14 protein-coding genes are annotated in these 16,054 nt (G+C 64.3%); 6 read left to right on the top strand and 8 right to left on the bottom strand.

Features of this window, described 5'->3' with window-relative positions:
• Positions 1-35 precede the first annotated feature (35 nt).
• From F455_RS21445 to miaA, 8 genes are all read right to left on the bottom strand, one after another.
• Entirely contained in the window at positions 36-1,181 is a 1,146-nt protein-coding gene (locus F455_RS21445) for a flavin-containing monooxygenase (RefSeq protein WP_018974824.1), read from the bottom strand.
• Between the two features lie 53 nt (positions 1,182-1,234).
• Positions 1,235-2,527 carry an adenylosuccinate synthase gene (locus F455_RS0118565; protein ID WP_018974823.1) on the bottom strand — a complete coding sequence of 431 codons (1,293 nt, stop codon included), beginning with the start codon at positions 2,525-2,527 and terminating at the stop codon, positions 1,235-1,237.
• 59 nt (positions 2,528-2,586) lie between these two features.
• Positions 2,587-3,588, bottom strand: a complete 1,002-nt coding sequence (locus tag F455_RS21440) for a TolB family protein (RefSeq protein ID WP_083919031.1) — start codon at positions 3,586-3,588, stop codon at positions 2,587-2,589.
• Positions 3,589-3,609: 21 nt separating this feature from the next.
• On the bottom strand, positions 3,610-4,497 hold the full coding sequence (gene hflC, locus F455_RS0118555; protein WP_018974821.1) for a protease modulator HflC: 888 nt from the start codon (positions 4,495-4,497) through the stop codon (positions 3,610-3,612).
• Complete coding sequence (hflK, locus tag F455_RS21435) at positions 4,494-5,540, bottom strand: FtsH protease activity modulator HflK (RefSeq protein ID WP_169337375.1); 1,047 nt, start codon at positions 5,538-5,540, stop codon at positions 4,494-4,496. The genes hflC and hflK overlap by 4 nt, the downstream gene beginning before the upstream one ends.
• An 80-nt stretch (positions 5,541-5,620) precedes the next feature.
• Complete coding sequence (gene hflX, locus F455_RS21430) at positions 5,621-6,985, bottom strand: ribosome rescue GTPase HflX (protein WP_083919030.1); 1,365 nt, start codon at positions 6,983-6,985, stop codon at positions 5,621-5,623.
• A gap of 6 nt (positions 6,986-6,991) precedes the next feature.
• Entirely contained in the window at positions 6,992-7,252 is a 261-nt protein-coding gene (gene hfq, locus F455_RS0118540) for an RNA chaperone Hfq (protein WP_018974818.1), read from the bottom strand.
• A gap of 172 nt (positions 7,253-7,424) precedes the next feature.
• On the bottom strand, positions 7,425-8,387 hold the full coding sequence (gene miaA / locus F455_RS0118535) for a tRNA (adenosine(37)-N6)-dimethylallyltransferase MiaA (RefSeq protein ID WP_018974817.1): 963 nt from the start codon (positions 8,385-8,387) through the stop codon (positions 7,425-7,427).
• Positions 8,388-8,663: 276 nt separating this feature from the next.
• Between miaA and F455_RS0118530 the strand changes: the two genes are divergently transcribed.
• The 6 genes from F455_RS0118530 to F455_RS0118505 all read left to right on the top strand — a co-directional run bounded on the left by F455_RS0118530 (position 8,664) and on the right by F455_RS0118505 (position 15,989).
• A complete protein-coding gene (locus tag F455_RS0118530) occupies positions 8,664-9,137 on the top strand; it encodes a type IV pilin protein (protein WP_018974816.1) in 474 nt (157 codons plus the stop codon).
• Complete coding sequence (locus F455_RS22280; RefSeq protein ID WP_018974815.1) at positions 9,134-9,715, top strand: GspH/FimT family pseudopilin; 582 nt, start codon at positions 9,134-9,136, stop codon at positions 9,713-9,715. The genes F455_RS0118530 and F455_RS22280 overlap by 4 nt, the downstream gene beginning before the upstream one ends.
• A 9-nt stretch (positions 9,716-9,724) precedes the next feature.
• Positions 9,725-10,138: a type IV pilus modification PilV family protein gene (locus F455_RS0118520; protein WP_018974814.1), complete on the top strand. Its 414-nt coding sequence runs from the start codon at positions 9,725-9,727 to the stop codon at positions 10,136-10,138.
• Between the two features lie 15 nt (positions 10,139-10,153).
• Complete coding sequence (locus F455_RS0118515) at positions 10,154-11,299, top strand: PilW family protein (RefSeq protein ID WP_018974813.1); 1,146 nt, start codon at positions 10,154-10,156, stop codon at positions 11,297-11,299.
• Positions 11,300-11,367: 68 nt separating this feature from the next.
• Complete coding sequence (locus tag F455_RS0118510) at positions 11,368-11,901, top strand: pilus assembly PilX family protein (protein ID WP_018974812.1); 534 nt, start codon at positions 11,368-11,370, stop codon at positions 11,899-11,901.
• A 5-nt stretch (positions 11,902-11,906) separates the two neighbouring features.
• A complete protein-coding gene (locus tag F455_RS0118505) occupies positions 11,907-15,989 on the top strand; it encodes a pilus assembly protein (RefSeq protein WP_018974811.1) in 4,083 nt (1,360 codons plus the stop codon).
• The last annotated feature ends 65 nt before the right edge of the window (positions 15,990-16,054 follow it).

The following is a 16,054-nucleotide window of genomic DNA, read 5'->3' as shown; positions in this document are numbered from 1 at the left end:
CGCATTCGGCGCCGGCCTGACCGACAGCTGCGGTGTCAGGAAATTTTTCCTCCCGCCCGTTCGAGATAGCTCGCGACATTCGCCGCAAGCCGGCGCGAAGCGCGGTTCGCTTCGAACAAATGCCCGCGCAGGCTGTGCGTGTAACCGACAAAGAACATTCCCGGGCTCGTCGTCGGTTCGCCTGAGGGCGCGATCGGCTCGGCCGCTTCGTCGAGCACAGCGGCGTCTTCAAGCAGCGCATCGAGACCGCTCGAAAAACCGGTTGCCGCAATGATTGCGTCGAACGGTTCGGAATGCCCGTCGGCATAGACGGCGCCGGTCGCGGTCAGCCGCGCCAGCGCCGGGCGAATCCGCACGCGGCCGCGTTTCAGTGCATCGACGAAGCCGACGTCGATGACGGGCACACGCCGGCTCGAATACGGTCGCCAATCCGCAGCCGGCATGCCGTAGCGCGAGAGATCGCCTAGCGTCAGCCGCGCGGTGAGCCGGGCGATGCGGTCGGCCAGGCGCGGCGGCAGGAGGCTCAAGAGGAAGCTGGTGCGCTGCACCGGACTTCCGAATGGGTCGCGCGGCACGATCGGTGGCGCAGTGCGGATGCTGATCGCTACGAACGCCGCGCCGTGTTCGGCGAGATCGGTGGCGATCTCGGCGCCGCTGTTGCCCGCTCCCACGACAAGCACGCGCTTGCCCGCATAGGGTGCGGCGTTGCGATAGTTGACGGAGTGCGTGAATTCGCCGTCGTAGCATTCCTGACCCGGCAGCGCCGGCATGCGCGGAACGCCGTATTGCCCCGTGGCCAGCACGACCACGCGCGACTGCCAAGAATCGCACGCACCGACGATCTCCCATGTGACCGGCGCGATCGACGCCATGCGAACGTTGCGCACCCGGAAATCGGTGACGACGTTCAAGCCGAAATGGCGCGCGTAGTCGTTGAGATAAGCCGCGTATTCATCGCGCGACGGATAGCGCAGGGAACTGCGCGGCATGGGATAGTGGGCAAGGCCGGAGTGCGCACGCACGGTGTGCAAATGCAGCCGGTCGTAGCGCCGCTGCCAGCTGCAGCCAAGCTGGCTCTCCTGCTCAAGAATCACGGCGTCGATGCCACGCTGCTTCAGCGCACCCGCTGCGGAAAGGCCGGCTGCACCCGCACCCACGATTATCAAGTCGGCTCGCGGCATGACTCAGTCAGGTGCAGAGTAGAACCATCGCCGATCGGATGGCTGCGCGAATCTCAGGCGAACGGATCGCGCAGCACGATCGTGTCTTCGCGGTCGGCGCCCGTCGCGACCAGGGCGAGGTGGCAACCCGACAGTTCCTCGACCGCGCGCAGATACGCACGCGCCGCGGCCGGCAGCTTGTTCCAGTCGCGCACGCCGCTAGTCGGCTCGTCCCAACCTGGGAATTCGAGATAGACCGGTTTGCACTCGTCCCAGCCGTCCGCGTCGAGCGGTGCGAGTTCGCGGCGCTTGCCGCGATATTCGTAGGCGATGCAGACCTTCACACTCGGCAGGCCGTCGAGCACGTCGAGCTTGGTGATCGCGAGACCGTTGATCGCATTGATCTGCGTCGCGCGCTTGAGTGCGACGAGGTCGATCCAACCACAGCGGCGCGGCCGCCCGGTGCTCGCGCCGAATTCATTGCCGACCTTGCGCAGGCGCTCGCCCATCTCGTCGTTGAGTTCGGTCGGGAACGGGCCGCCGCCGACGCGCGTCGCGTACGCCTTACAGATGCCGAGCACGTAGTCGATGTCGCAGGCGCCGACGCCGGTGCCGGCGAGCGCGCCGCCGATCGTGGTGTTCGACGAGGTGACGTAGGGATAGGTTCCGTGGTCGATATCGAGCAGCGCACCCTGCGCGCCTTCGTACATGATGTGCTCGCCGCGACGGCGCGCGTCGTAAAGCAACGTGGCGACGTCGTCGATCATCGGCCTCAGGTACTCGCTGAACGCAAGCGCGTCGTCGAGCACCTTCTGATAGTCGACCGCGTCGGCCTTGAGCCACTGGGTCAGGATGAAATTGTGATAGTCGACCGCGGCGCGCAGCTTTTCCGGCAACTCCGACGGATACATCAGGTCGGCGACGCGCACGCTGCGGCGCGCGACCTTGTCCTCGTAGGCCGGACCGATGCCGCGCCCGGTCGTGCCGATCGCCGACTTGCCCGCAGCCTTCTCGCGCGCCTGGTCGACGGCGATGTGGTACGGCATGATCAGCGGCGTCGCTGGGCTGATTTTCAGGCGCGAGCGCACTTCGACGCCGTTCGCCTCGAGCTCGTCGATCTCGGTCTTCAACGCCGCAGGCGAGAGCACGACGCCGTTGCCGATCAGGCACAGCGTACCTTCGCGCAGGATGCCCGACGGGATCAGGTGCAGCACCGTCTTCTTGCCCTTGATCACGAGCGTGTGGCCGGCGTTGTGGCCGCCCTGGAAGCGCGCAACCGCGCTGACGCGCTCGGTCAGCAGATCGACGATCTTGCCTTTGCCTTCGTCGCCCCACTGCGCGCCGAGAATTACGACTGACTTGCCCATTTTAGAGTTCCAAAAGTATACAAAAGCATGATTTCTCGCTGCGTGCCGCAACAGCCGAGTCAATTCTTTTCGGTTTTACCGCATTTCGATTGCAGATTCAGCGCGTCGAGATCGATCTGGTAGATGTCGCCGAGGCCGTTGCCCGGTCCGCGGATCGCAGCAAGGTAGGCCTGTGTATCGAAGGTTTTGTCGGCGAGCCGGCGCATCGTGCTGCGCGTCGAGCTCCAGAAGAAAGATTTGCCGTCCGGCGAAATCTTCGGTGCGTACTCGTTGCCGGTCGAATTGACGCCGCCGCCAAGCGGTTCCGATTTGGTCCAGACGCCGTCGCACAACCAGCTGACAAAGATGTCCGAATCGCCGCGGCCTTCGCGGTTGTCTGCCATGAAGAATAGCGTGCGTCCGTCCGGCGCGAGAAACGGCTCGTATTCGTCGCCGGCCGTATTGATGGTGTCGCCGAGGTTCTCCGGCGCGGCGTACTTGCCGTCGACGAAGCGTGCGCGATAAATATCGGTCTTGCCCTTGCCGCCGGGGCGGTCCGAGCCGAAGTACAGCGTGCCGTCGGCGGCGACGGTGGGATACCACTCCTGCCCTTCGCTGTTCACCGGGCTGCCGAGGTTGCGCGGTTCGCTCCAGTGAGCGCCGACGCGATCGGCGGTCCAGATGTCGAGATCGCGATGCGCTTTGCCCGGCACCGGTCGGTCGGAAATAAAGAACAGGTGCTTGCCGTCGGCAGTGATGAAAGGATCGGCATCCTTGTAGCGGCCGGAAGCGAACGGCGCGAGCTTGGGTTCGCTCCAGCGGCCGTCGTGCCAAGTGGACGCGAAGATCGTCCAGAAATCGAAGCCCGGTGCGTTCTTGAGGAAGTACGCTTCCTTGCCGTCCGGCGTGAACGCGATATGGGACTCATGATCGCCGGTCGAAATCACGCCCGGGGCGAAGATCGTCGGCTCGCGTAGCGGACCCGGTGCGGCGTACGGGGCGGCAGCAGCGGCCAGTACGGCGCTGTTGCCCAGGCAGGCCATCGCAAGAATCGCTGCCAGCGATGTACGTGTCGTACGCATCAAGGTCCCGCCGCGTGCAGCTTATTTGCTCTCGCCCTTGGCCTCGCCGAAGTACTTCATGAACTCCGACTTCGGATCGAGCACGATCACGTCGCCTGAACCGAACGCACTGCGATACGCATCGAGCGAACGGTACAGCGCGTAGAAATCGGGGTTCTTGCCATAAGCGCCCGCATAGATCTCGGTCGCCTTGGCATCGCCTTCGCCGCGCTTGGTCTGCGCGTCGCGTTCGGCCTCGGCCTTGATGACCTGCACCTGGCGGTTGGCGTCCGCGGTGATCTTCGCCGCCTGCTCGGCGCCGGTCGAGCGCAGGTCGTTGGCCAGGCGCGTGCGCTCCGAACCCATGCGCTTGTACACCGATAGCAGCACTTCGTCGGGAAACTCAATGCGCTTGATGCGCACGTCGACGACGTGGATGCCGAGACCCGCCGCAGCCTTGTTCGCCTGGTCGCGCACGCGCTCGGTGATATCCGAGCGTGCGCTCGCGATCAGGTCAGACAAGGTGTGCGAGTTGAACTCGAAACGCAACGGATCCTTGATGATCGGGGTAAGCCGGCTGTTCGCCTGACTCTGGAATGCATCCGGGCCGAACGAGCGGTAGTACAGTACAGGATTCTCGATCTGCCACTTCACGTAGAAATCGACATTGACCGGATTCTTGCCCGAATCGAAGTAGCGCTCGGGCTTGGCTTCGAGGTTGAGCATGCGCCGGTCGAAGCGGACCACGGTCTGGATCAGCGGAATCTTGAAATGCAGGCCAGGCGCATAGTCCGGGCTGACTTTGCCACCGTCGCCCTGGATGCGGCCGAATTGGGTGACGAGCGCGCTCTCGCCTTCCTTGACGATGAAGGCGGAGTTGACTGCGAGCACGACAAGGAGCAGCGCAAAGATCGGCGTGATCAGTTTCATTGCGCAGCTCCCGTGGTGGCCGCAGCAGCTGCAGCGGCGTCGGCCTTCATCTTGTCGAGCGGCAGATAAAGTATATTTTTACCATTACCGGAATCGACCACCTTCTGGCTGTGGCCGAGCACCTGCTGCATCGTGTCCAGGTACAGGCGCTTGCGCGTCACTTCGGGTGCCGTGCGGTACTGCGATTCGATCAGGCTGAAGCGCTGCGCGTCGCCGGTGGCCTTCGCGATCTGCGCGGCCTTGTAGCCTTCGGCTTCGGCGAGAATCGCCGACGCATCGCCGCGCGCAAGCGGCACGACCTTCGCCGCATAGGCCTGCGCGTCGTTGATCGCCTGCTTCTGGTTGTTGCTCGCGTTGTTGACGTCGTCGAACGCTTCCTTCACCTCGTGCGGCGGCGCGAAATTCTGAAAATTGATCTCGTTGACGTTGAGGCCGACTGCGTAGGCGTCGAGCGTGCCCTGCAATACCTTCTTCGTCTCACCGACGATGTCGGCACCATGGCTCGACAGGATCTGGTCCATGTCGCTCGAGCCGATCACCTGGCGCACCGCGCTTTCCGCGGCCTGCTTGAGCGTGTCGTCGACCGCGGTCGCGGCGAACAGGTATTTCTGCGCGTCTACGACCTGGTATTGCACAGTGAAGTTGATCTGGACGATGTTCTCGTCGCGGGTGAGCATGCGCACTTCGTCGGCGGTTTGCCGGCTCGTGGTCTCGACCTTGACCACCTGTTCGATCGGCGCGGGCCACTTGAGATTGAGGCCGTTCTGCATGATGCGGTCGAACTTGCCGAAGCGCAGCACGACGCCGACGCGTTGAGCGTCGATCGAGATCCAGCTGTCGAACACGGCCCAGACCAGCGCCAGCGCGAAGATTCCGAGGAGGATACCGCCGACCGGCGGGGTGGCCGAGGCGCCGCCCTTGCCGCCGCCGAAAATGCCGCCGAGGTTATCGCGCAGCTTGCGCAGGAACGCCTCTACATCAGGCGAATCCTTCTTGCCTTTCCAGGGGTCGCGATTGCCGTTGCCGGGTTCGTTCCAGGCCATCATGGTCTCCAGTGTGCCGATCTGGACGACGAGGCCGTGCCCGCGTCCGTTCCGTCGATATGCAACCGGATCGGCGAAAATCAAAGCGCGGTTGCTGCGGAATTGTAGGGAGCCGCCCCCGATGCGGCAAGTAATCCAGGCCGGGAGAGCTGCTCGCGCAGCCACTCGCCTTCCCCATCGGGCAGCCCGAACAGCGGTTCGATCAGCGCGCGCGGCGCGTCGATCTGGATTTCCCAGCCGCGTTCGGCCGGACGTTCGGCGCTAACGAAACCCGCCGCGATCAGGCGCGCGCGCAGGCGTCCAGCGTGATCGGGCACGGCGAGCCAGGCGTGCACGCGATCGCGCTGCAAAGCTGTCGTCAGCGCATCGCGCAGCAGATCGATGCCGGCGCCGGTGACCGCGGAGACCCAAACGCGCGCGATCTGGCCGCCGTCGATATTCTCCGAACGCGGACGAGCGCCTTCGACCTTGTCGATCTTGTTATAGACGAAGATCTGCGGGACATCCTGTGCGCCGATTTCCTCGAGCACGCGCTGCACTTCCTCGATGCGCCGGTCGTGTTCGGGATCGGCGGCGTCAACGACATGCAGCAACAGGTCCGCCTCGCGCGTTTCCGCCAGCGTCGATTTGAACGCTGCGACGAGATCATGTGGCAGATCGCGGATGAAGCCGACCGTGTCGGCGAGCAACACGGGCCCGCAGGCGAGACCGTCCATGCGGCGCAGGGTCGGATCGAGCGTGGCGAACAATTGGTCGGCCGCGTAGACACCCGCGCCGGTGATCTTGTTGAACAGCGTGGACTTGCCGGCGTTGGTGTAACCGACCAGCGCCGCCGTCGGCACAGCGTTGCGCTGGCGCGCACGCTTGGCGGTGTTGCGCTGGGTTTCGACTTTTTCCAGACGCTGCTCGAGCTGCTTCACGCGCCCGGAGAGCAGGCGGCGGTCGAGTTCGAGCTGGGTCTCGCCGGGGCCGCGCAGGCCGATCGCACCGCCGCGCTGGCGCTCAAGGTGAGTCCAGCCGCGCACGAGGCGCGTCGACATGTGCTTGAGCTGGGCGAGTTCGACCTGCAGCTTGCCCTCGTGCGAACGCGCACGCTGGGCGAAGATGTCGAGGATGAGACCGGTGCGGTCGACGACGCGGCACTCGGTATACTTTTCCAGATTGCGCTCCTGCACGGGCGAGAGCGCATGGTTGACCAGGATCAGGTCGGCATCGAGCGCGGCGCGCTGCTCCTTCAGCTCCTCGGCCTTGCCGCTGCCGACGAAGAACTTCGGATTGGGCTTGTCGATGCGCGCGCCGAGCGAACCGACCACGGTCGCACCGGCCGAACGCGCCAGCTCGGCGAACTCGTCGATTTCCTCGGTATTGCGGGAAGCGGCGGAATCACTCGCCCGGCGCGGCTGCAGCAGCAGCGCGCGTTCACCTTTGCGCGAACGTTCGAACAGGAGGATTTATCCTTCCGCGCTTTCCGCTTCCGCCGCGGCATGCGGTTGATCGGTTCCGATGCGCACATTGCGGCTCGGTACGATCGTCGAGATGGCGTGCTTGTAGACCATCTGGCTCACGGTATTGCGCAGAAGCACGACGAATTGGTCGAACGACTCGACCGTCCCCTGCAGCTTGATGCCATTGACCAGATAGATCGAAACCGGAACGCGCTCACGGCGCAAGGCATTCAGGAACGGATCCTGCAACGACTGACCTTTGGACATTTCTTCTTCTCCTGACTTTCTTACCAACTTGTGCGAACCGACAAAAGGGGCGTACCCAAGAAAACGGTGGTCGCGGCGCCTCGGTTCAAGATGAATGGATTGTATCGTTTTTTAACAATCCGGGCTAGGACTTCTGACGGATTCCAATGATTCGTCGTCCGCATGAACGTGCCTAGCCGTGCTCCGGGCGGGCGAGAAAATCCGCCACCGCCTGTTCGGCACGGGCGATATGGCCGGAATCGAGCGGGTCGACCGCCAGCGCGTCGCGATCGGCGCGGAACCACGTGATCTGGCGCTTGGCCAGCTGGCGTGTCGCATGGATCGCGCGCTCGCGGCACGCGGTGATATCGAATTCGCCGTCGAGATGCTCCCAGATCTGGCGATAGCCGACCGCGCGCATCGAGGCGAGTTCGGCATGCAGGTCGGCTCGCGCGCGAAGCCCACGCACTTCGTCGACAAACCCTTGTGCGAACATCGCATCGAGCCGTTCGGCGATGCGCGCATGCAGGGCGGCACGATCCTCCGGCATCAGCACGAGCTTGAGCACGCGGTAGGCAAAGGGCTCGCGTACCCCGCCCTGCAACTGCGACAAGGGTCGACCGGTCAGCTCGATAACCTCGAGCGCGCGCTGGATGCGTTGTGCGTCGCCGGGGCGGATGCGCCGCGCCGCCGCCGGATCCAGCGCAGCGAGGCGCGCATGCAGCGCCGGCCAGCCCAGCGCGCGCGCCTCGCTGTCCAGTCGTTCGCGTAAACCGGGGTCCGCCTCGGGCAGGTCCGAAAGGCCGCTTTGCAGCGCACGGAAATACAGGCCGGTGCCACCGACCAGCAACGGGATTTTCCCGGCCGCCGAAATCTTCTCCATCTCGCGCAGGGCATCGCTGCGGAATTCGGCGGCCGAATAGGCGTCCCGCGGATCGCGGATATTCACCAATCGATGCGGATGGCGTCGCAACGTGCCTGCGTCCGGCTTGGCCGTGCCGACATCCATGCCGCGATAGACCAGGGCCGAATCGACGCTGATCAAATCGAGCGCAAACCGATCGGCCAGGTGCAGGGCCAGCGCGGTCTTGCCCGAGGCAGTCGGCCCCATCAGGAAAATCGCGAGCGGGCGCTGGTCGGCCGGACCGCCTAGCATGTCAATATCCTCAATGTGGCGACCCGTTCCGATTTGCCACGAGCTGCCTCGCGGCAAAGCGCGGAGTATTTCACAACACATTTTTTTTACAATTTGCTACCATTAGTCGGTGTAGTACAACCGCTCGTCGGCCATCCGCGTGCAAAAACAACAGAAACTGTGTTGAACGCAGGTAAGCCGGTGAGCATTTTCCGCTGACGCGTGCGCCGCGGTCCTGCCAAACCAAGCAGGGTGGTGAAACCGCAGCGGCCGGGTCAAGCCACAGGGGTGTTTGGCATGCGCAGTCTGCAGTCGCGAACGGCCGGCTTCACGCTGATCGAACTCATGATCACGGTGGCTATCGTCGCCATCCTCGCCGCCCTGGCGCTGCCAGCCTATTCCGACTACATCACGCGCAGCAAGCTGACCGAAGCGACTAACGGCTTGGCGGATTTCCGCGTCAAGCAGGAACAGTACTACCAGGACAATCGGGCCTATGGCACAGGCGCCGACTGCGGCGCCAACACGACCTCCTTCAGCGGCGCGCTCAAGTATTTCGATTTCTCCTGTACCAAGACATCTACCACGACACCGCCTTTCCAGGACTATACCGCGACGATGACGGGCAAGTCCGGCTCGCCGGTCGCTGGATTCACCTACCAGATCGACAACAAAAACCAGCCGACGACCACCGCACTGCCTGCCAAATGGGGCACGGCGCCGCCGACGATCCCTTGCTGGGTCATCCGCAAGGGTGGAGGCTGCCAATGACGCGCAATCGCGGTTTCTCGCTGATCGAGCTGATGATCACGATCACGATCGTCGTCCTGCTGATCCTCATGGCGCTGCCGAGCTATTCGCAGTGGCTTACCAATACGCGCATCCGCAATGCCGCGGAATCGATCGATAACGGCTTGCAGTTCGCGCGTAACGAGGCGGTGCAACGCAACACGAACGTGCGCTTCGAGCTCGGCGCGAGCGGCGCCGACTGGACTGTCTGCTTGCTGCCCTCGGGCAAGACGAGCTGCGCCGATGCCGGAGTCCCACAGCCGCCACTGCAATCGTTCACTGCTGCCGGCGGCGCCGGCGGCGTCGTGATCGGCACGCAAACCGACACCCAGTATGCGAACGACAAGTTCGACACCGCGCTGACCAGCGGCGCCGGCGGAATCACGTTCAACGCGCTCGGCCGGCCGGTCGGCTACAGCGTGACGTCGTTCGTGCGCGTCGATGCGTCCTCGGCGCAGTCGGGCACGCGCCGCCTGGTCACGACGATAGCGATCGGCGGCCGCATCCGCATGTGCGATCCGGTGCTCAAGAAAGATACCAGTCCGCAAGGCTGCACCTGAGGCAGGCATATGCAGAAGCCCCACACTCACCGCCAGTCCGGAACGATCCTGCTCGATGCGCTGATCGCGATCGTGATCTTTTCGATCGGCATCCTCGGGATGGTGAAGCTGCAGGGCCAGGCCGTGTCCGCGGCCGGCCAGGCGAAGTACCGCACCGACGCCGCGCTGCTCGCCGACCAGATCATCGCGCGCATGTGGGGCAGCAATCCGGCCCAGCTCGCGGCTAACTTCAAGGGTTCCAACGGCGCCGGCCCGCAGAACTATAAAGACTGGAACAGCGCGGTCGCCGCGCTGCCGAACGGCAAGGGCACGATCGATGTCGATGCGAGCAATTTCGTCGTCGTGACCGTCACCTGGCAGACGCTGGATTCCGCGGACCAGCCGACCCACACATACGTTTCGCGCACGCAGATCACCCGCTGAGGCAACGGAGCGAATATGCATACGAGGACGCGCGCCACCGGTTTCTCGCTGATCGAACTGATGGTCGGCATGTTGATCAGCCTGATCGGCACGCTGGCCATGATGAAGACCTTCGCCGCGTTCGAGGCGCAGAAGCGCACGACGACCAGCGGCGACGACGCACAGCAGAACGGCGCCTACTCGATGTATGAACTCGAACGCCAGCTGCGCACCGCGGGCTCCGGGCTCGTGCAGGGCAAGAACTACGGGCTGTGGGGTTGCGCGATCACGGCCTATTCGAACGCCACGCAGCGGTTGCCATTGGGTACGGCGAAAGCACCCGCGCCGTTCGGTGCTTGGACGGGGACGATGTATGCAGTCCCAGTGCTGATCGCGAATGGTGCCACCTCCAGCGGAGGCGACCAGCTCGCGATGATCGGTGGCAATCCGGCGGTGCGCACGTTCAAGAGCGCGGTGACCGTGAGCAGCGCGAGCGACAGCGTCGATGTCGACAACGCCATGGGCATCTACAAGGACGACTATCTGCTCGGCAGCGACAAGAGCGGCAACTGCTCGCTCGCGCTCGCGAGCGCAGATCCAACGTCCGCGAAACGCATTTCACTCAGCGCGAATGACAGCCCCAGCGCCGGATTCAAGGGCGCGTTCAGCGGCCAAGGCTACCTGTTCGATCTCGGGCCTGCACCGGCGTTCACGCTGTTCGGCGTCGACACCGGCACGAACGAACTGGTCAGCTACGACCTGCTGCAACGAAGCGGAAGCGCGACCGTACCGCTCGCCGACGGCATCGTCACGATCAAGGCGCTGTACGGCGTCGACGACGGCGCCAATGGCGGCAAGGCCGGCGACGGCGAGATCGACGAATGGGTCGCGCCCACCGGCTCTTGGTCACTCGACAAGCTGACTGCCAACAGCACGGCCGCGTCGAACGCGATGGCGCAGATCAAGGCGATCCGTATCGCAATTGTCGCGCAGAGCGAACTGCCCGAACGCGCGGACGCGCCGGGCGTCGCCGCGGGATACACCGGCGCGACCAGCCTCACGCTGTTCGGCGATCTCGCCAATGCACTGCAGGTTACCGTCACCACTGATTCGCGCTTTCGGTACAAGGTGTACGACACCGTGATCCCGTTGCGCAACGCATTTATCCAGAAGTTCAGCTGAGGCACGCCGTGCAAAGAAGAATATTCCGGACAACCCCATCCGGTCGTGGTCCGCGCCAGCAGCGCGGCATGATCTCGATGCTCATCGCCGTCATCGTGCTGGTCGCCACGCTGCTCGCGGCGATCGCGCTGATGCGCTCGGTCGACACGGCCAACGTAGTCGCCGGCAGCATGACGTTCCGCCAGAGCGGCGTGCAGGAGGCCGAGAAGGCCTATGAAGCGGCCAAGACGCTGCTCGGCTCGCTCGGCGACGGGGAAAGCGACCAGCCGGAGTCCGGCTACTACGCCTCGGTTCAGACCCCGAGCAGCCACGCTGGCATCCCTCACCAGTTGGCCACCGGCTCGCCGTATACGGGCGTGGGCAGCGTCGTCGGTGCCACGAACAACGTCTTCTATGTCGTCGAGCGGCTCTGTCCCACCGCGGGCAAGGCCGACGCCAGTCTCTGCATCGCGCCCGACGTGTCGATTACGGCCGGATCGAGCGCTAACCAGATGAGCGACACCGCGTTCGCGCTGCACGGCGTCACCGCCGCCTTCCGCCTCACGGTGCGCGTGGACGGCCCGAAGAACACGGTGAGTTTCGTCCAGACGATCCTGCATTGAACGCCATGACGACCAGCCCTGCCCGTCCCCTCCTCAGTCCCCGTCTCCGGCGCCTGTTGCCCGGCCTGCTCGGCGCGCTGACCTGCATTGCCGCGCACGCCGCAACGCCACTGTCCGACCTTCCGCTGTACAGCGCGAGCAACGTGCCCGCGAACCTGATGCTCGCGCTGTCGGTCGAATTTCCGACCGGCAACGTCGCCGCGTACACCGACACGGCCGGCTACAAGAGCAGCAGCACATACCTGGGCTACTTCGATCCGCAGAAGTGCTACGACTACGACTCGACGAAGAACTACTTCGTGCCCGTTGCCCTGCTCGGTACCAGCGCCTGCGCCAAGACCACGAAGGCGGCGCACTGGAGCGGCAATATGCTCAACTGGGCGTCGATGACCGCGCTCGATGAATTCCGCCAGGCGCTGACCGGCGGCTATCGCGTCATCGACGAAGCTAACGGCGTGACCGTGCTGCAACGTTCGCGGCGCACCTCGCAAGGCTCGAACAGCAATTTCCCGACCAAGCACTTGAGCGCGAGCGCGAACGTCGCGCCGTCCACCGTGGTCGGCGACTCCACCCTCGCCGCGGCCAGCGACGTGTACATCCGCTCGGTCAACGCATCCAATCCGCCGACCGAGCTGGGCAGTGGCAAGGATAAGGGCGTGTTCATCGAGGTCTCGAACAACGCGAACTTCACCGACGGTGGCGGCAACAGCGGCAAGACCAGCACCGTCTACTACGCGCGCGTGCAGGTGTGCGTACCCGGCATGCTCGAAAGCAACTGCAACAGCGCGCACGCGACCAGCGACTATCCGGGTGCCGGCAAGTACAACAAGCCTGAAGGCTTGATCCAGCAGAACGCGAACCGCATTCGCGTCGGCGCGTCCGGTTACGTGTTCAACAACGGCGGCAACCATCCGAACGGCCTGGTCCGCGCACTGCTGCGCGACAACGGCCCGACCAGCTACAACGGCTTCGGCGCGCGCCAGGACAATCCGAACAAGGAATGGGACAAAGACACTGGCGTATTCGTCGCCAATCCCGATCCAACCTCGGCCAGCGCATCCGGCGTGACGAACAGCGGCGCGATCAACTACCTCAACCAGTTCGGCCTGCAGGAAACCGGTTACGAGAACCTCGACACGCTGTCGGAACTGTATTGGGCGACGCTCGCCTACTACAAGAAGGTCCCGCTCGCCGCAAGTTACAACAAGGGCGTTGGCAACCTCACCGCGGCCGATCTCGACGGGTTTCCGGCGATCACGAGTCCCAGCAATGATCCGGTCCAGTACACCTGCCAAGGCAATGCCATTGTCACGATCGGCGACTCGCATACGCACTGCGATTCGGCGATTCCGAGCAAAGGTCCGAACTCGTCCGGCAACGGCGCGTGCAGCAACAAGGATCCGCTGGCGCCGCTGGCTGCGAACGGCAGCGATCCGGGCCTCGACGCACAAGCCTGGGTCAACGCGCTTGGCGACCTGCCGCTGGTCGAGGCGAAGGGCTCGCCGAGCGGAACCGCATCGAAGAGCATGGCCGGCTACCTCGGCATCGCTACAGGCACGCTCGGCACGATCTTCGAGCCGGACTCGACCTACGGCAACGCGCCCACCTACGGCATGGCCGGCATGGCCTACTACGCGCACACGCAAAATCAGCGCGCCGACCTGACCGACAGCGATCCGAACAAGAAAAATACCAAGATCACGATCGACACCTACACCGTTGACGTGATGGAACCTGGTCCCTACGACGGCAGCAGCGGCAACGAGGTCTACAATCCCGGCAACCTGAAGACCGGCCAGGTCTCAACCAGCCCGGGGCCGAACATGTACTGGCTCGCGGCGAAGTACGGCGGTTTCGACGTCGACGATCAGCAGTGCACGACAAGTCCGGCAACCTGCGCCAGCGTGGGCACGACCAAGGCGCCGACGCCGCAGAGTTTCCTCGGCTGGCACACCAACAGCAGCACAATCTCCGGCAAGGATCTGCGCCCGGACAACTACTCCCAAGGCAACCGTCCCGACCTGATCCAGTCTGGCCTTGCCCAGATCTTCAACCGTGTGTCGTCGAAGACACCGCTGGCCGCCTCCGGTCCGAACGTGACAGCCTCGCGCGTGCTCTCGAACGCCACCGCAGCGTTCAACGCCAGCGGCGCGACCGGCTTCCCGCTGTACCAGACCAAATACACGCCGGGTGAATGGAGCGGCGATGTGAAAGGTTTCATCGGTACCGGCGTCAGCGGCGGCAGCATCACCGAAGTCAACCCGCCACCGGACTGGCATGCGCAGACACAACTCGACAACCTCGTGCAGGCGAAGGAGAACGCCACCTCGAGCAAGCTTGCCTGGGACACCGGCCGGCGCATCATCACCTATAACGCGAAGGGCGTGCCGTTCCGCTACAACCAGTTGTCTGCTACGCAGCAAGCGGCGTTGAACAGCGACAGCGCCCTACTCAACTTCCTGCGCGGCGACCGCAGTCAGGAGGGCACGAAGTACCATGGACGCAAGCACGTGCTTGGCGATATCGTCAACTCGGAAGCCGTGCTCGTCCAGGCCGCGCTGTCGCCGATCTACACCGACGCCGCTAATCCCGGCTACGCCAGTTTCACGGCCACGGTGAAGGACCGCAGCCCAGTGGTCTACGTCGGCTCAAACGACGGCATGCTGCATGCATTCGCCGCGGACTTCTCGACGCCGAGCGCTGCCAACACGGTCACCGGCGGCGGCAGCGAACTGTTCGCCTACGTGCCGAGCTTCGTCTACGGCGATGCGACCAGCGGGCCGGTCAGCGGCCTTGCCGCGCTCGGCAACTTGAACGGCGTGACCACGAATACATACGCACACCATTTCTACGTCGACCAGACGCCGCAGGTCGCCGACGTCGACTTCGGTTGGACCGGCGGTACCACGCCCGGTACGCCGGAATGGCACACGTTGCTGGTCGGCGGTCTCGGCAAGGGCGGCAAAGGCATCTACGCACTCGACGTGACCCAGGTACCCGCGGCGCTCGATACAACCAGCAGTTCGACCCAGGAAGCCTCAATCGCGCAGAAAGTGCTGTGGGAATTCACCGACAGTGACATGGGCTACACGTTTGGTCGTCCGCTGATCGTGAAGACGCGCAAGTACGGTTGGGTTGTGCTGGTGACTTCGGGTTACAACAACAGCAGCGGCCACGGCCATCTGTGGGTGCTCAACGCGAAGACCGGCGCCAAACTCGCCACGTTCACCACAGACGATGCCGGCACCGCCGCCAGCCCCAGCGGGCTGGCGCGCGCGACTGCATTCACGCGCACGCTGAGCGACAACACCATTGAGCAGGTCTACGCCGGCGACCTGCTCGGCAACCTTTGGCGCTTTGACCTGTCCGGCACCGGCACCTACCCCAACCCCACGCTGCTGGCCCAGTTGCAGGACGATAAAAATAACGCACAGCCGATCACCACCGCGCCGCGCATCGAGGTCGATGTCGACTCGGCCGGCCTGGGCTTGCGTCGCTGGGTATTCGTCGGCACCGGCAAGTTCCTCGACATCGGCGACCTGACCGACACCAAGCAGCAAACCATGTACGCGCTGCGTGATGGCACCGACCTCGCGCCCTCCAGCGCGACCTCGGCGATCAAACGCGGCGATCTGATCAAGGTCGACGACCTAACCGTCGGCCTGACCCAGACAGTGGCCGACACCGATTCCGGCTGGTACTACGACCTCAAGGGCACTGCAGGCGCCAACGGCGCCACCGAGCGCGTCGTGGTCGATCCCGATGCCGCGGCTGGCATCTTCCAGGTCGCCTGGGCCACGCTCACGCCAACCGCAGATCCATGCTCGTTCCAAGGCACGGTCTACGATGCCGACTACACCAGCGGCAAGTCGGCGCTGCTCACCAGTTCCGGCGTAACGATCGGTTCGCTGAGCACGAAAAGCGCCGTGACCAAAGTGCAGATGGTTGCGTTGCCGGGCAGCAACAATACCAGCGAAGTCGCCCTGCTCTACGGCGAAACCGGCCTGTCGGTCGGCACCGCCAAGGTCAAGCAAGCGGCCGGAGGCGCGGGGGTCTCGCGCGTGAATTGGCGCGAAGTGCTCGACTGACGCAGACGCGCAACTCGCGAGGTTGCTACCGCAGGCCGGCCTACAGCCCCTGCAGGCAACCCATT

Origin of the sequence: Rudaea cellulosilytica DSM 22992 (assembly GCF_000378125.1) — a bacterium.
Classification (GTDB): domain Bacteria; phylum Pseudomonadota; class Gammaproteobacteria; order Xanthomonadales; family Rhodanobacteraceae; genus Rudaea; species Rudaea cellulosilytica.
This window is presented reverse-complemented; position numbering and strand designations above follow the sequence as displayed.

What these genes read in the sequence shown, in the direction of transcription:
- F455_RS21445 (WP_018974824.1), bottom strand. Translation starts at nt 1,181, where the DNA reads ATGCCGCGAGCCGACTTGATAATCGTGGGTGCGGGTGCAGCCGGCCTT.
- F455_RS0118565 (WP_018974823.1), bottom strand. Translation starts at nt 2,527, where the DNA reads ATGGGCAAGTCAGTCGTAATTCTCGGCGCGCAGTGGGGCGACGAAGGC.
- F455_RS21440 (WP_083919031.1), bottom strand. Translation starts at nt 3,588, where the DNA reads ATGCGTACGACACGTACATCGCTGGCAGCGATTCTTGCGATGGCCTGC.
- hflC (WP_018974821.1), bottom strand. Translation starts at nt 4,497, where the DNA reads ATGAAACTGATCACGCCGATCTTTGCGCTGCTCCTTGTCGTGCTCGCA.
- hflK (WP_169337375.1), bottom strand. Translation starts at nt 5,540, where the DNA reads ATGGCCTGGAACGAACCCGGCAACGGCAATCGCGACCCCTGGAAAGGC.
- hfq (WP_018974818.1), bottom strand. Translation starts at nt 7,252, where the DNA reads ATGTCCAAAGGTCAGTCGTTGCAGGATCCGTTCCTGAATGCCTTGCGC.
- miaA (WP_018974817.1), bottom strand. Translation starts at nt 8,387, where the DNA reads ATGCTAGGCGGTCCGGCCGACCAGCGCCCGCTCGCGATTTTCCTGATG.
- F455_RS0118530 (WP_018974816.1), top strand. Translation starts at nt 8,664, where the DNA reads ATGCGCAGTCTGCAGTCGCGAACGGCCGGCTTCACGCTGATCGAACTC.
- F455_RS22280 (WP_018974815.1), top strand. Translation starts at nt 9,134, where the DNA reads ATGACGCGCAATCGCGGTTTCTCGCTGATCGAGCTGATGATCACGATC.
- F455_RS0118520 (WP_018974814.1), top strand. Translation starts at nt 9,725, where the DNA reads ATGCAGAAGCCCCACACTCACCGCCAGTCCGGAACGATCCTGCTCGAT.
- F455_RS0118515 (WP_018974813.1), top strand. Translation starts at nt 10,154, where the DNA reads ATGCATACGAGGACGCGCGCCACCGGTTTCTCGCTGATCGAACTGATG.
- F455_RS0118510 (WP_018974812.1), top strand. Translation starts at nt 11,368, where the DNA reads ATGATCTCGATGCTCATCGCCGTCATCGTGCTGGTCGCCACGCTGCTC.
- F455_RS0118505 (WP_018974811.1), top strand. Translation starts at nt 11,907, where the DNA reads ATGACGACCAGCCCTGCCCGTCCCCTCCTCAGTCCCCGTCTCCGGCGC.